The sequence below is a fragment of the Pseudomonas putida genome (assembly GCF_016406145.1).
GTDB classification, from domain to species: Bacteria; Pseudomonadota; Gammaproteobacteria; order Pseudomonadales; family Pseudomonadaceae; genus Aquipseudomonas; species Aquipseudomonas putida_E.
On sequence record NZ_CP066306.1, the window covers coordinates 4,180,911 to 4,196,441 of the forward strand.

Here is a 15,531-nt window from a genome sequence, read left to right on the forward strand (position 1 = left end):
CGCGCCCCTCAAGGCAACGCCTTACTCGCCCTGTCGGGCCGGAGCGTCAAGCTCGAACGCGGTATGCAGCGCGCGCACGGCCAGCTCCAGGTACTTCTCTTCGATGACTACCGACACCTTGATCTCGGAAGTGGAGATCATCTGGATGTTGATGCTCTCCTTGGCCAGGGCTTCGAACATGCGGCTGGCAACACCTGCGTGGGAACGCATGCCAACACCGACGATCGATACCTTGGCAATCTTGGTATCGCCGATCACTTCGCGGGCACCGATTTCACGTGCGGTGTTTTCCAGCACGTTGTGGGCCTTCTCGTACTCGTTGCGGTGCACGGTAAAGGTGAAGTCGGTGGTGTTATCGTGCGAGACGTTCTGCACGATCATGTCCACTTCGATGTTCGAGGCGCTGATCGGGCCGAGGATCTTGAAAGCGACGCCCGGAGTGTCCGGTACGCCGCGAATGGTCAGCTTGGCTTCATCACGGTTGAAGGCGATACCGGAAATGATCGGCTGTTCCATGGATTCCTCTTCATCAATGGTAATGAGGGTACCTGGACCCTCCTTGAAGCTGTGCAGCACGCGCAGCGGAACGTTGTACTTGCCGGCGAATTCCACCGAGCGGATCTGCAGCACCTTGGACCCGAGGCTGGCCATTTCCAGCATCTCTTCGAAGGTGATCTTCTCCAGGCGGCGCGCCTGCGGCACGACGCGCGGGTCAGTGGTGTAGACGCCATCGACATCGGTGTAGATCTGGCACTCGTCAGCCTTGAGCGCGGCCGCCAGGGCCACGCCAGTGGTATCGGAGCCGCCGCGGCCCAGGGTAGTGATGCTGCCGTGCTCGTCGACCCCCTGGAAACCGGCTACAACCACCACACGCCCTTCCTTGAGGTCGGCGCGAATCTTCTGGTCGTCGATCTGCAGGATGCGTGCTTTGTTGTGCGCGCTGTCGGTGAGGATGCGCACCTGGTTGCCGGTGTAGGACACCGCCGGCACGCCACGCTTGATCAAGGCCATGGCCAGCAGGGCAATGGTGACCTGCTCGCCGGTGGACACGATCACGTCCAGCTCACGCGGAACCGGCTGATCGGTGATCTGCTTGGCCAGGTCGATCAGGCGATTGGTTTCGCCACTCATGGCCGACAGCACAACAACCAGGTCGTCGCCCGCTTCACGGTGTTTCTTGACCTTGTCGGCAACCTGCTCGATCCGCTCGATGGAACCGACAGAGGTGCCGCCAAATTTCTGTACGATCAACGCCATTTCAATGGTGCCTCAGCCCATACAGGGCCTCAAAAAAACCATCCAACATGGAGGGGCCGATGACTAGACCACCGGCCCCTCCATCTCAAAGTCCCTGCTCTGCGAACGGCACGGCCAGCGCCAGGGCCTGGTCCAGTGCAGCGACGTCGACGCCACCGCCTTGAGCCATGTCCGGACGGCCACCGCCCTTGCCGCCCACTGCCGCAGCGGCTTGTTTCATCAGGTCACCAGCCTTGAGTTGGCTGGAGAGGTCTTTGGTCACGCCGGCCACCAGCACGACCTTGCCCTCATGCTCGCTGCCCAGCAGGATCACTGCGTGGCCGAGCTTGTTCTTCAGCTGATCAACCAGGGCCAGCAGGGCCTTGCCATCCTGCCCATCCAGGCGGGCGGCGAGGACCTTGGCACCCTTGACCTCAACAGCCGCACTGGAGAGATCGTCCCCTGCGGCGCTGGCGGCCTTGGCCTGCAGCTGTTCCAGCTGCTTCTCCAGCTGACGGTTGCGCTCGAGCACAGCCGACAGCTTGTCGATCAGGTTGTCACGGTTGCCCTTGATCAGCTGCGCGGCTTCCTTGACCTGCTCTTCGGCAGCGTTCAGGTAAGCCAGCGCGGCAGCGCCGGTAACCGCTTCGATACGGCGCACGCCAGAGGCCACGCCACCTTCGCTGATGATCTTGAACAGGCTGATATCGCCGGTGCGCTTGGCGTGGATCCCGCCGCACAGCTCGACGGAGAAATCGCCACCCATGCTCAGCACGCGCACGGTATCGCCGTATTTCTCGCCAAACAGGGCCATCGCGCCTTTGCGCTTGGCGGTTTCGATATCGGTGATTTCAGTTTCCACCGGGGTGTTCTTGCGCACTTCGCGGTTGACGATGTCTTCCAGTGCCTTGATCTGCGCAGGCGTCACCGCCTCGAAGTGGCTGAAGTCGAAACGCAGACGCTGGCTGTCGACCAGCGAGCCCTTCTGCTGCACGTGCTCGCCCAGTACCTGACGCAGCGCTTCGTGCAGCAGGTGCGTGGCCGAGTGGTTCAGCGAGGTGGCGTGCTGCACGTCGGCATCGACCTTGGCTTCGACCGGAGAACCGATCACCAGCGCGCCGCTGGCGACCACGCCATGGTGCAGGAAAGCGCCGCCGGTCTTGGTGGTGTCCTGCACGTCAAAGCGTACGGCGCCCGACTGCAGGTAGCCGGTGTCACCAACCTGGCCACCGGACTCGGCATAGAACGGGGTGCGGTCCAGCACCACGACGCCCTGCTCGCCCTCGCCCAACTGGTCGACCGACTGGCCGTCCTTGTACAGGGCAATGACCTTGCCCTGACCTTCGGTGGCGTTGTAGCCGACGAAGTCGGTAGCGGTGTCGACCTTGACCAGGCTGTTGTAATCCATGCCGAAGGCACTGGCGGAACGGGCGCGCTCACGCTGGGCATCCATTTCACGCTCGAAGCCCGCTTCATCGATGGTCAGCTCGCGCTCGCGGGCGATGTCGGCGGTCAGGTCCATCGGGAAGCCGTAGGTGTCGTACAGCTTGAACACCACGTCACCCGGCACTACGTCGCCCTTGAGCTGGGCCAGATCCTGCTCGAGGATGCGCAGGCCCTGCTCGAGGGTCTTGGCGAACTGTTCTTCTTCGGCCTTGAGCACGCGCTCGATGTGCGCTTGCTGGCTCTTGAGCTCCGGGAACGCCTCGCCCATCTCGGCAGCCAAGGCGGCGACGATCTGGTAGAAGAAGCTGCCCTTGGCGCCCAGCTTGTTACCGTGACGGCAGGCACGACGAATGATGCGGCGCAGCACGTAGCCACGGCCTTCGTTGGAGGGCAGCACGCCGTCTGCGATCAGGAAGCCGCAAGAGCGGATGTGGTCGGCCACGACTTTCAGCGAAGCCTGACCGTCGTTGCTGCAGCCGATGGCCTTGGCCGCAGCGCTCAGCAGGTTCTGGAACAGGTCGATCTCGTAGTTCGAGTGCACGTGCTGCATGACCGCACTGATGCGCTCCAGGCCCATGCCGGTATCCACCGACGGCGCTGGCAGCGGGTGCAGCACGCCATCGGCAGTGCGGTTGAACTGCATGAAGACGTTGTTCCAGATCTCGATGTAGCGGTCGCCGTCTTCTTCAGGGGAACCGGGTGGGCCGCCCCAGATATCGGCACCGTGGTCGTAGAAGATCTCGGTGCAAGGGCCACACGGGCCGGTGTCGCCCATGGTCCAGAAGTTGTCGGAGGCGTAAGGGGCGCCTTTGTTGTCACCGATGCGCACCATGCGCTCGGCCGGCACGCCGACTTCCTTGGTCCAGATGTCGTAGGCTTCGTCGTCGCTGGCGTAGACGGTGACCCAGAGCTTTTCCTTGGGCAGGTTCAGCCACTTGTCGGAAGTCAGGAAGGTCCAGGCGAAAGTGATCGCATCGCGCTTGAAATAGTCGCCGAAGCTGAAGTTGCCCAGCATCTCGAAGAAGGTGTGGTGACGCGCGGTGTAACCGACGTTTTCCAGGTCGTTATGCTTGCCGCCGGCGCGCACGCACTTCTGGCTGCTGACCGCACGGGTGTAGGCGCGCTTCTCGGCACCGAGGAAGCAGTCCTTGAACTGGTTCATGCCTGCGTTGGTGAACAGCAGGGTCGGGTCGTTGTTCGGGATCAGCGAACTGGAGGCGACTCGGGTATGGCCCTGCTCTTCGAAGAAGCGAAGGAAGGCTTCACGGATTTCTGCGCTTTTCATAGGTTCTTCCACGGAAACGGCGGCCCCTGGGGGCAAACGCGTCGACGAAACGACGGCAAAGGGCCGCATTATATCGGTCCTGCAATCTCGGTGCAGTGTGTTTATGCGATGCAAAGCGTCGATTGGACGGCTTTTCAGGCTCATGCAAACGAAAATGACATGACCGGATGCTAAATGCAGGCTTTTGCCGCTGGCAAGCCTATTACCGCTCAAGGGAAGGGAAAATGGAACAGACGGTGAATTAAATGGTTTTCATGGGCAGCATTCAGCGACGACTGGCCTTTGTAGAAGCGCCCTTGCGCGACACAAAGCCGCTTCTGCAAGGGAATGCGCAAACTCAGTCCAGGCGCTGCCCCGAGTCCGGGACGATGAGAATGCCGGCGCGCAGCCCGTTCTTGACCTTGGGATTGGGAAAGATGATCCGCGCCCCCTCCTCCTCCACCACCCAGCGCATTTCGGCCAGGTCCTCAGCCAGCAGATAACCTTTGCTCAGCTCGGAGAAGTTCTCGATATCCACCGGCAGGTGCAGGCGGAAGCCCTCACTGTGCTTTATGATCTCGCGAGCCACACTAAACAGTTTAAGACCATCGAGTGAGTCTCCGGCCTCAGGTTCGTTGCCTTCGATGATCTGGATCAGGCGCTCCTCCAGCTTGTCGAGGTTGACCTGCTCGTTCTGCCCGAACGGCCGTGCCTTGCCCAGCTCCAGGGTGAATGCCTCGGCATCTAGCTGCTCATAGGTGAAGGCACTGAAGGTGATCGATGACTTGCTCTGCAGCAGCACCGCCTCCATGCCGGCAGCAGCCAGGCGAGCCAGCTCGCGACGAGAATGCTTGCGCCCTTCTTTATAGGGGTATAGGGCAAACTGCTCGATCTTGGAGCCACGAATAGCGGTATGCAGGTCGTAATGAAGGCGAGCACGCTCGGGCTTGCTGAAGAACACCCGGGCGAACTGCTCAAGTTCCGCGGCACGCAATGCCTCGAAACCACTGGAAAGCTCATGACGACCATTGAACAGGCGGTTGATGTCCTGCTCGATGAAGCGCTCGCCTTTGCGGATGGCCGCAGGGTTGCCGAACAGGAACATCACACGCGAACGCGGCTTGATCTTGCCATTGGCCACGCCATGCAGCAGCCGTTCGAGCAATTCGATCGGCGCTGTTTCATTGCCATGGATACCGGCCGACAGCAGCAGGTCCAACCCGCAATCGTCGCCTTCGGGCGGACGCACCTCAAGTGCGCCCTCCCCCAGCCAGCGTAAACGCACGCCCTTGGGTGTAACTTGGGTCTTCTCGGCCGGCTCGTGATCGGTCAGGGTCAGCTCAAGCAATTTGCCAAGGGCGAGCATAGGCGCTTCCTTAGTGGTCGTGGCCGCAGTCAGGGCCATGGACGTGATCATCGTCTTCACCGGCTTCTGCCGGCTCCATCTCCAGCTGCAGGCTGACCAGGTTGGTAGCCATCGGGCGCAGCAGCAGGTTGGCGTACTCGGTGTCGTTCTCATCGACGTCGACACCGATCAGCAATTGGCCACGGCCGTCTTGCTGAATCCACACTTCCTTGCCCTGCCAGACAACGGCGAAGCGGGTGCAGGAGGTTTCCAGCTGGGTGCCGTCTACATCTTCAAGGATCAGGCGCAGGGCGTCGGTCATTACAAAATCTCTCTTCAAGGTTGGCGTTGGAACGGATAGACCGAGCCCAACTTCAGAATCTGGGTCAACTCATCCAGCGCCGTACGGCATTCAACCAGCAACTGCGGGTCGGCAAGGTCCGCTTCGCCCAGGCGGTCGCGGTAGTGCTTGTCGACCCACTGCAACAGTGTGTCGTACAGCGGGGCGGTCATGATAACGCCTGGATTGACCGCCGCCAGTTCCGATTCCTTCAAAGCCACGCGCAAGCGCAGGCACGCCGGGCCGCCGCCGTTCTGCATGCTTTGCTTGAGGTCAAATACCTTGACCTCCTTTACCGCGCCACCCTGGCTGGTCAGTTGCTGCAGGTAAGCCCAGACGCGCTCATTGTTGCGGCACTCTTCCGGCACTACCAGCAGCATCGAGCCGTCGTCGCGGCTGAGCAGCTGGCTGTTGAACAGGTAGGAACGCACCGCATCCTCTACCGCCACCGCTGCCCGTGGCACACGGATGGCCTGGAAGTTGCCACCCTTGCTGGCCAGTTTAGCCTGCAGCTGGCCAAGCACCGCGTCAGTCTCGAGGAAAGCATCTTCGTGGTAGAACAGCACCTCGCCATTGCCCACCGAAATCACATCGTTGTGGAATACACCCTGATCGATCACTGACGGATTCTGTTGAGCGTAGACCACACCGTCATCGCTCAGACCATGAAGCCGTGCTACGGCCTGTGAAGCTTCCAGGGTCTGGCGCGCCGGATACTTCTGCGGCGCGGGATAGCGGCTGTCGAACGCGCTGCGACCGTAGACGAAAAACTCAACGCCCGCCTCGCCGTAGCTGCGACAGAAGCGCGTATGGTTGGCCGCGCCCTCGTCGCCGAACTGCGCCACGGCAGGCAGCGCCGGGTGATGGGCAAAGTGCTGCTCATTGCTGAACATGGCAGCCAGCACACGGCTGGTGGTCGGATGCTCGATGCTACGGTGGTACTTGCAGTTGAGGTTGGCCGCAGTGAAATGCACGCGGCCATCAGCGGTGTCGGCGCTAGGGCTGACGGTGGCCGCGTTGGCCACCCACATGCTCGATGCCGAACAGCTGGCGACCAACAACGGCATGGCCTCTTTGGCCGCGCGCTGGATGACTTCGGCATCGCTGCCGCTGAAGCCCAGGCGGCGTAAAGCCGCTACGTCGGGGCGCTCCTGCGGCGCCAGCACACCCTGCTTGAAGCCCATGTCGGCCAGCGCTTTCATCTTTGCCAGGCCTTGGCGCGCCGCTTCACGCGGGTTCGAGGCCTGCTGGCTGTTGCTCTGCGAGGCAACGTTACCGTAGGACAGGCCGCCGTAATTGTGGGTAGGCCCCACCAGGCCATCAAAATTCACTTCATAGGATTTCATCGGCTAGGCTCCGTGACCTGTTGTTATAGGGTGACGCCCGGCGTCAGGGTCGCCGGCAGGGCAAGGCTGGCAGTCTCCAGCGAAGCCACGGGGTAAGCGCAGTAGTCGGCGGCGTAATAGGCGCTGGCGCGATGATTGCCACTGGCGCCTATCCCCCCGAACGGCGCGCTGCTGGCGGCACCGGTCAGTTGCTTGTTCCAGTTGACGATGCCGGCGCGGCTGCGCAGCCAGAAGTACTGGTAGCGGGCACGGGAGTCGGACAACAGGCCGGCGGCCAGACCGTACTGAGTGTTGTTGGCCTCGTCGATGGCAGCATCGAAGTCGGCGTAACGAATCACCTGCAGCAGCGGGCCGAAAAACTCTTCGTCGGGCCGGTCCGCCACGGCGGTGACATCGATGATGCCCGGGGTCAGCAGTGCGGCATCGGCCTGGGGCTGGGTCATCTCCAGCAACTGGGTAGCGCCCTTGGCGAGCAGCTCAGACTGCGCCGCGACCAGCGCCCGCGCAGCCTGCAGCGAAATCACCGAACCCATGAAGGGTGCCGGCTGCTGATCAAAAGCGCCGACCGTGATGCTTTTGCACACCTCGACCAACCGTATGACCAGCGCATCGCCCCATGCGCCCTGCGGCACCAGCAGACGGCGAGCACAGGTGCAGCGCTGCCCAGCGGAGATGAACGCCGACTGGATGATCGTGTATACCGCCGCGTCGAGGTCCTTGACCCCATCCACCACCAACGGGTTGTTGCCGCCCATTTCCAGGGCGAGGATCTTGTCCGGACGGCCGGCAAACTGCTGATGAAGCAGGTTGCCGGTACGGCTTGAGCCAGTGAAGAACAAGCCATCGATACCTGGGTTGGCAGCCAGCGCCACGCCCGTTTCACGTGCGCCCTGCACCAGGTTGAGCACACCGGCCGGCAGGCCCGCGGCGATCCAGCAATTGACTGTCAGCTCGGCGACCTTGGGGGTCAGTTCGCTGGGCTTGAACACCACACAGTTACCGGCCAGCAGCGCCGGGACAATGTGACCATTGGGCAAGTGGCCGGGGAAATTGTAGGGGCCGAACACCGCCACCACCCCGTGGGGCTTGTGCCGCAGTACGGCGGTAGCATCGGCTAGCGGGCCGCTTTTCTCGCCCGTACGCTCGCGGTAGCTCTGTATCGAGATCGCGACCTTGTTGACCATGCTGGTGACTTCGGTAGCCGATTCCCACAGCGGTTTGCCGGTTTCCTCGCCAATGCAGTAGGCCAGTGCCTCGGAATGCTGCTTGAGCTGTTCGGCAAACTTTTCCAGCACGTCGATGCGCGCCTCCAGGCTCAGTTGCGCCCAGGCCGGAAAAGCCTGACGCGCGGCCAGCACGGCAGCGTCGACCTGGCTGGCATCGGCGCCCTGCCCTTGCCAGACAACGGCTTGCGTGACCGGGTTGAGCGACTGCAGGGCTTCACCCTGGCCGGCCTGCCAGCTGCCGGCGATGTAATGCGTGGTCATTTACTGGGCCTCCCGGCTTGCCGACAGCGGCACGGCGCGCACATTGTCGCCAGCGCCCATACGCAGGCGCTTGGCGGTTTGCGGGTCGACCACCAGGGTGCCCGCAGCCAGACGTGCGGGCGCGGCAGTGATACGGCAGTCATCGCGCTTGCGGTTGTGGATGATGTAAGGGGTTGCGTCATCGCCAGGCGTACCGACGGCCAGCACCAGGGTCTGGCTCTCGCGTACGGCACGAATCTTCGAGGTTTCGCACTCGATGGCCGGGCCAGCGTCGAAGATGTCGACATACCCCTGGTAGCTGAAGCCTTCCTGCTTGAGCATGGCCAGCGCAGGCTCGGTGTCGGTGTGCACACGGCCGATGACGCTGCGCGCAGCCTCCGACAGGAAGCAGGTGTACAACGGGAACTTGGGCATCAGCTCGGCAATGAACGACTTGTTGCCCACGCCAGTGAGATAGTCGGCCTGGCTGAACTCCATCTTGAAAAAGTGCCGCCCAAGGCTCTCCCAGAACGGCGAACGGCCCTGCTCGTCAGACATGCCACGCATTTCGGCGATGATCTTGTTGCCGAACAGTTCCGGGAACTCGGCGATGAACAGCATGCGCGCCCGCGACAGCAAGCGGCCATTGAGCCCGGAGCGGTGGTCGCTACGCAGGAACAGTGAACACAGTTCGGAGTTGCCGGTCAGGTCGTTGGCCAGGAACAGGGTGGGGATTTCGCGATAGATGTTCAGCTCCTGCGAGGCGCTGACGGTCAGGCCGACCCGGTAGTTGTACCAGGGCTCGCGCAGGCCGACGGCCCCGGCGATGGCACTGATGCCGACCACCAGGCCTTCGTCGTTCTCCAGCACGAACAGGTAGTCGGTGTCACCGCGCTCGGCTTCACCACGGAAGCTCTTCTCGGCCCAGCCGACACGATGCCCGAGGCGCTCCTCGTTGGCCGGCAAGGTGGTCAGCCCGGTGGTACCGGTGCTGCGTGCCAATTCGATCAGCGCAGGTAAATCGCTGCTGCGTACAGGACGAACGATCATGCTATCTCCTTGTGCGGCAACTGTAGCTACCGCAAAACTCTCTGTTCCCAGACCTCAGACCGCGACCAGGCGCACGCTGGCGCCCTCGCCCACACCCAGCGCCTCGGCAGCCTCTGCACTGAGGCTGACAGGCTTGCCCGGCACCCAGTCCAGTTCGACCAGCACCGCGCGGTAATCCTGCAGTTGGCCGTTGCACACCAGGTACGGGCGCCCGCCCTTGGCCGGCAGTTCCTCGAGCTTGACCGGCACCACCCTGCTCTGGGCGATCGAGCGGATGCCCGAGGCACGCGCATGCAAGGTCGGGCCGCCATCGAAGATGTCGATGTAGTGCTCGGTCTCGAAGCCCTCACGCATGAGGATGTCGAAAGTGATCTGCGCGCGCGGGTGCACCTGGCCCATGGCTTCCTGCGCAGCGTCCGGCAGCAGGGGTACATAGATCGGGTAGTGCGGCATCAGTTCGGCGAGGAAGGTACGGCTCTTCAGGCCGCACAAGCGCTCGGCGTGGGCATAGTTGAGGTCGAAGAAGTTGCGCCCGATGGCATCCCAGAACGGCGACTCGCCTTGCTCGTCGCTGTAACCGACGATTTCGGTGACCACCGAGTCGGCAAAGCGCTCCGGGTGCGAGGCCATGAACAGCAAGCGGCCACGCGAATTCAGCTCGGCCCAGCCACTGTTCACCAGTTCAGGCAGGACATAGAAGCTGGTCAGCAGGCTGTTGCCGGTGAGGTCATGGCACAGTGACAGGACGTGGATCTTGTTGTGGATCTTCAGTTCGCGGGAGGCGTGCACGAAGGTTTCGTTACGAAAACTGTAGAACGGCTCGGAGTAGCCTGCCGAGGCGACGATTGCCGAGCAACCGGCGAGCTTGCCGGTGACACTGTCCTCAAGCACGAAGAAGTAGCTTTCTTCGCCATTGAAACTGACTTCGGCAGCGAACGACGTTTCCGAGGCGGCGATCTTGTCGCCCAGACGGGCAGCGTCGTCCGGCAGCGAAGTGACACCAACGGGGCTGTCTGCAGCCATGCGCTGCACTTCGTTCAGATCACCCATTTGCGCGGGGCGCATCACCAGCATGGTGTCACTCCTTTGGAAAAACTGGCCGCTTTCGCGGCACGGAAAAACGGCGGGCGCGTGTTGAGACTGCAAGCACGCGCCCGCACTGGAATTCTGCTATCGCCGGCCCGCTCGGGGCCGGCGAAGGGACCCCCGGCGAATCAGGCCTGGGTCAGTTTGGCCACAGCCCGCTCGAAGCGGTCCAGGCCTTCATCGATATCGGCATCTTCGATCACCAGGCTCGGCGCGAAGCGCACCACGTCCGGGCCGGCCTGCAGCACCATCACGCCTTCCTTCTCGGCGGCATTGAGGATGTCCTTGGCCTTGCCCTGCCAGGCTTCGGTCAGCACGCAGCCGATCAACAGGCCGACACCACGCACCTGAGAGAACAGGCCGGCCTGCTGGCCGATCTTCTCAAGGCGCACCTTGAAGCGCTCGTGCTTGGCTTTGATACCGGCCAGGGTTTCTGGGGTGTTGATCACGTCCAGCACCGCGCAGGCAACGGCGCAGCCCAACGGGTTACCGCCATAGGTAGTGCCGTGGGTGCCGACCGCCAGATGCTTGGCAAGCTCACTGGTGGTGAGCATGGCACCGATCGGGAAACCACCGCCCAGGCTCTTGGCGCTGGTCAGGATGTCTGGCGTCACGCCGTAGTGCTGATAGGCGTACAGCGAGCCGGTACGACCCACACCCGTCTGCACTTCATCGAAGATCAGCAGGGCGTTGTGCTCGTCACACAGCTTGCGGGCGCCTTCCAGGTACGCCTTGTCGGCCGGGACCACACCGCTCTCGCCCTGGATCGGCTCGATCACCACGGCGCAGGTCTTGTCGGAAATCTGTGCCTTCAGCGCTTCCAGGTCGTTGTAGGGCACATGACTGATACCGGTAATCTTCGGGCCGAAACCGTCAGAGTACTTCGGCTGGCCGCCGACACTGACGGTGAACAGCGTGCGACCGTGGAAGCTGTTCACGGCGGAGATGATTTCGTGCTTGTCGGGACCGAAGCGGTCATGGGCGACACGACGGGCCAGCTTGAAAGCGGCCTCGTTGGACTCAGCGCCGGAGTTGCAGAAAAAAGCCCGGTCGGCAAAGGTGGCATCGACCAGTTTGTGTGCCAGGCGCAGTGCTGGCTCGTTGGTGAAGACGTTGGAAACGTGCCAGAGGGTGTTGGCCTGCTCGGTCAGGGCCTTGACCAGTGCCGGGTGGCAGTGGCCCAGGGCGTTTACCGCAATGCCACCGGCAAAGTCGATGAGTTCGCGACCCGACTGGTCCCAGACGCGGGAACCCTCGCCTCGCACAGGAATGAAGGCCGCCGGAGAATAGTTGGGGACCATGACCTGGTCGAAATCGGCACGTTGCACCGGGGCTTGCTCAACGGACATCTGAGTCTCCTGAAGAGGAACGCTGGCCTGGAAGTGGCGAGCGATGGGGGGATTGTAAGGACTGATCTGCGCCTGTCCTTGCGGCCAAGCGACAACTTGTTACAGCGCAAAACCCAGTTTTACCCAGGCTTTCGGCAATGCGACAAACACTGTCGCAATCGCGCAGTGTAACGGCAGAGCGAGACTGGGTGAACGGATGTTCACATAAGAAGATACGCCGGCTGTACCGGCGGCAACCCGATCAGTGTGGGAGCCGGCTTGCCGGCGATGGAAGCGCACTGCGCAAGGAAGCTTTCAGCCCTTTTCGGCAGGCGCCGAACTCAATTCGAAGGGGCTGCTGTTACGCCGCTGGTTGCGGTCTTCCCGTGGCGTGGCGCCAAAGAAATTGCGGTAAGCACTGGAGAAATGCGGGCCGGAGGAGAAGCCACAGGAAAGGCCGATCTGGATGATCGATTTGCTGGTCTGCATCAGCATCTGCCGCGCCTTGTTCAGCCGCAACTCCAGGTAATACTGGCTGGGCACCCGATTGAGGTACTGCTTGAAGATACGCTCCAGTTGCCTGCGCGACACGCATACATGCTGAGCGATTTCGTCAGTGGTCAGCGGCTCTTCGATGTTGGCTTCCATCAACAGCACCGCCTGGGTCAGCTTCGGATGGCTGGAGCCGAGGCGGTTCTGCAGCGGAATGCGCTGGCGCTCCCCCCCCTCACGAATGCGCTCGACCACCAGCTCCTCGGAAACCGCACCAGCCAGCTCAGCCCCGTGATCACGCGCCAGCACCGCCAGCAGCAAGTCGGTCACCGCCATACCGCCGCAAGCGGTCAGGCGATCACGGTCCCAATCGAACAGATGGCTGGTGGCGATGACCTTGGGAAAGCGCTCGGCAAAATCGTCTTGCCAGCGCCAATGCACCGCAGCGCGGTAACCATCGAGCAGGCCGAGCATGGCCAACGGATACACACCCGCAGACAGCCCGCCAATAATGCAGCCGCTACGGGCCAATTGCTTGAGGGCCGAGGACAGCGCCGACCCCAGCGCCTGGGGCAGCTCGTCAGCGAGCAGGAACAGCTTGTGACAACCCTCCAGGCGCCCGTTCCAGGGCTCGCCCGGCAGGCGCCAGGCGCCATCCTGCGCAGGTTCGGCCTGCATAAAGGCCAGCTCGTAAACCACATCAGGATGTACCCGCTGGGCCACCAGCAATACTTCCTCCGCCAGCGCCAACGTCAAGGGCTTGGTGCTTGGCCAGATGAGAAAACCGATTCGCTGGGTGGTCATAGGGTAAGGTCCGAAACCTGAAGTCGTTCGAGTCTGTGGCGCCAAGGCAGACTGCGCACTGCTGCGCAGCATGCCCTATTCTGGTGCGAAGGTGCAGCCTTTACTTCAGGCTGCCAGAGAGAAACTGCTTGAGCCGCTCCGATTGCGGGTTGGCCAGCACTTCGCGCGGGCAGCCGGTCTCTTCGACCAGGCCTTTGTGCAGGAACACCAACTGGTTGGACACTTCGCGGGCAAAGCCCATCTCATGGGTCACCACCACCATGGTCCGGCCTTCCTGGGCCAGGGCCTGCATGACCTTTAGCACATCGCCGACCAGTTCGGGGTCGAGCGCCGAAGTCGGCTCGTCGAACAGCATCACTTCAGGCTCCATCGCCAGCGCTCGGGCAATCGCCACACGCTGCTGCTCACCGCCGGACATATGCCCCGGGAAAGCATCCTTGCGATGGGCGACGCCCACCTTGGCCAGATAGTGTTCGGCTTTTTCCAGGGCTTCTTTCTTGTTTACGCCAAGCACGTGCACCGGCGCCTCGATGACGTTTTCCAGCGCGGTCATGTGCGACCACAGGTTGAAATGCTGGAACACCATCGACAGCCGTGAGCGCATGCGCTGCAGCTGGCGCGGGTCGGCAGCCTTGAGCGCGCCGTCCTTGCCGGCGACCAGCTTCAGCTCTTCGTTGTTGAGCAGGATCTTGCCGGCGTGCGGCTGCTCAAGCAGGTTGATGCAGCGCAGGAAGGTCGACTTGCCCGAACCGCTGGAGCCGATAATGCTGATCACATCGCCTGCCTTGGCCGCCAGGGACACACCCTTGAGCACTTCATGGCTGCCGTAGCGCTTGTGCAGGTCTTGGACTTCTAGTTTGTACATGCTGTCGGTTCTCACAGAGCGTTCAGTGCTTGCGCGGCGCCAGGTAGCCGAGCCAGCGGCGTTCGGCCATCTTGAACAGGCGCACCAGGATGAAGGTCAGGCACAGATAGAACACGCCCGCCGTGATGTAGGCCTCGAAAGGCAGGTAGTACTGGGCATTGACCGTACGCGCGGCACCGGTGATGTCGATCAGGGTCACGATCGACGCCAGGCTGGTGGTCTGCAGCATCATGATCACTTCGTTGCTGTACTGCGGCAACGCCCGGCGCAGGGCCGACGGCAGCAGGATGCGACGGTACATCTTCATGCGGGACATACCCATGGCCTTGGCCGCCTCGATCTCGCCGTGCGGGGTGGCCTTGAGGCTGCCGGCGATGATTTCAGCGGTGTAGGCACTGGTGTTGACGGCAAATGCCAGGCACGCACAAAACGTGGCGCTGGATAGCAATGGCCAGAAGATGCTTTCGCGCACCGCCTCGAACTGAGCCAGGCCGTAGTAGATCAGGAACAGCTGCACCAGCATCGGCGTGCCGCGGATCACGTAGGTGTACAGCCAGGCCGTGAGGTTGACCACCGGCTGCTTGGACACCCGCATCAAGCCCAGCGGAACAGCCACCAGCAGGCCGAAGAATAGCGATATCGCCAGCAGCTTGAGGGTGGTGAGCAGGCCGCCGAGGTACAGCGGCATGGCCTCCCAGATGACGTTGTAATCGAAAATCATAGCTCAGCCACCTTGACGCCCACCGAGTAGCGCTTCTCGAGATACTTCAGTGCCAGCAGCGAGACACTGGTCAGCACCAGGTACAACGCCGCCACCGCCAGGAAGAAGGTGAAGGGTTCGCGGGTGGCGTCTGCCGCCTGCTTGGCCTTGAACATCATGTCCTGCAGGCCGACCACCGAAATCAGGGCCGTCGCCTTGGTCAGTACCAACCAGTTGTTGGTGAAGCCCGGGATCGCCAGGCGGATCATCTGCGGTACCTGAATACGGAAGAATACCTGCCGGTTGCTCATGCCATAGGCCGCGCCAGCTTCGGCTTGGCCCTTGGGAATACCCAGGAACGCACCGCGGAAGGTTTCTGACAGGTAGGCGCCAAAGATGAAGCCCAGGGTACCGATGCCTGCGACCAGCGGGTTCAGGTCGATGTAGTCGTCATAGCCCACCAGCGGCCCCAAACGGTTGATGATGTCCTGCCCGCCGTAGAAGATCAGCAGGATCAGCACCAGGTCCGGAATACCCCGGATCACCGTGGAATACATATCGCCCAACCAGGCCAGCCAGCGCACCGGCGACAAGCGCAGCGCCACGCCAATCAGGCCGAGCACAATGGCCAGGGCCATCGACGACAGGGCGAGCTGCAGCGTCAGCCACGCCCCGTCGAGGATGACTGCCCCGTAGCCTTTCAACATGATGAGGTCCTCGACCTAAAGAATGAAAAATGGTGCAAACCTCAGAGCCTCTGCTG

General features: G+C 62.2%; 13 protein-coding genes. All 13 read right to left on the minus strand.

Features of this window, described 5'->3' with window-relative positions:
- Positions 1-21 precede the first annotated feature (21 nt).
- The 13 genes from JET17_RS19125 to JET17_RS19185 all read right to left on the minus strand — a co-directional run bounded on the left by JET17_RS19125 (position 22) and on the right by JET17_RS19185 (position 15,475).
- Entirely contained in the window at positions 22-1,257 is a 1,236-nt protein-coding gene (locus JET17_RS19125) for an aspartate kinase (protein ID WP_012315590.1), read from the minus strand.
- Between the two features lie 85 nt (positions 1,258-1,342).
- The gene (alaS, locus tag JET17_RS19130; RefSeq protein ID WP_042111640.1) at positions 1,343-3,967 is read right to left on the minus strand and encodes an alanine--tRNA ligase; all 2,625 of its coding nucleotides are present in this window, start codon (positions 3,965-3,967) and stop codon (positions 1,343-1,345) included.
- A 337-nt stretch (positions 3,968-4,304) separates the two neighbouring features.
- The gene (gene astE / locus JET17_RS19135; protein ID WP_012315592.1) at positions 4,305-5,312 is read right to left on the minus strand and encodes a succinylglutamate desuccinylase; all 1,008 of its coding nucleotides are present in this window, start codon (positions 5,310-5,312) and stop codon (positions 4,305-4,307) included.
- Between the two features lie 10 nt (positions 5,313-5,322).
- Positions 5,323-5,613 carry a hypothetical protein gene (locus tag JET17_RS19140; protein WP_012315593.1) on the minus strand — a complete coding sequence of 97 codons (291 nt, stop codon included), beginning with the start codon at positions 5,611-5,613 and terminating at the stop codon, positions 5,323-5,325.
- Between the two features lie 14 nt (positions 5,614-5,627).
- Complete coding sequence (gene astB, locus JET17_RS19145) at positions 5,628-6,977, minus strand: N-succinylarginine dihydrolase (protein ID WP_012315594.1); 1,350 nt, start codon at positions 6,975-6,977, stop codon at positions 5,628-5,630.
- Positions 6,978-7,000: 23 nt separating this feature from the next.
- Positions 7,001-8,464 carry a succinylglutamate-semialdehyde dehydrogenase gene (gene astD / locus JET17_RS19150; RefSeq protein ID WP_012315595.1) on the minus strand — a complete coding sequence of 488 codons (1,464 nt, stop codon included), beginning with the start codon at positions 8,462-8,464 and terminating at the stop codon, positions 7,001-7,003.
- Complete coding sequence (astA, locus tag JET17_RS19155; protein ID WP_012315596.1) at positions 8,465-9,493, minus strand: arginine N-succinyltransferase; 1,029 nt, start codon at positions 9,491-9,493, stop codon at positions 8,465-8,467. It lies immediately after the preceding gene.
- 54 nt (positions 9,494-9,547) lie between these two features.
- Positions 9,548-10,567: an arginine/ornithine succinyltransferase subunit alpha gene (gene aruF, locus JET17_RS19160; RefSeq protein ID WP_012315597.1), complete on the minus strand. Its 1,020-nt coding sequence runs from the start codon at positions 10,565-10,567 to the stop codon at positions 9,548-9,550.
- A gap of 140 nt (positions 10,568-10,707) precedes the next feature.
- Entirely contained in the window at positions 10,708-11,928 is a 1,221-nt protein-coding gene (locus JET17_RS19165; RefSeq protein ID WP_012315598.1) for an aspartate aminotransferase family protein, read from the minus strand.
- A 294-nt stretch (positions 11,929-12,222) separates the two neighbouring features.
- Complete coding sequence (argR, locus tag JET17_RS19170; protein ID WP_012315599.1) at positions 12,223-13,203, minus strand: transcriptional regulator ArgR; 981 nt, start codon at positions 13,201-13,203, stop codon at positions 12,223-12,225.
- 100 nt (positions 13,204-13,303) lie between these two features.
- Complete coding sequence (gene aotP / locus JET17_RS19175) at positions 13,304-14,068, minus strand: arginine/ornithine transport ATP-binding protein AotP (RefSeq protein ID WP_012315600.1); 765 nt, start codon at positions 14,066-14,068, stop codon at positions 13,304-13,306.
- Positions 14,069-14,090: 22 nt separating this feature from the next.
- Positions 14,091-14,789: an ABC transporter permease gene (locus tag JET17_RS19180; RefSeq protein ID WP_012315601.1), complete on the minus strand. Its 699-nt coding sequence runs from the start codon at positions 14,787-14,789 to the stop codon at positions 14,091-14,093.
- Positions 14,786-15,475 carry an ABC transporter permease gene (locus JET17_RS19185; protein WP_012315602.1) on the minus strand — a complete coding sequence of 230 codons (690 nt, stop codon included), beginning with the start codon at positions 15,473-15,475 and terminating at the stop codon, positions 14,786-14,788. The genes JET17_RS19180 and JET17_RS19185 overlap by 4 nt, the downstream gene beginning before the upstream one ends.
- Positions 15,476-15,531 lie beyond the last annotated feature (56 nt).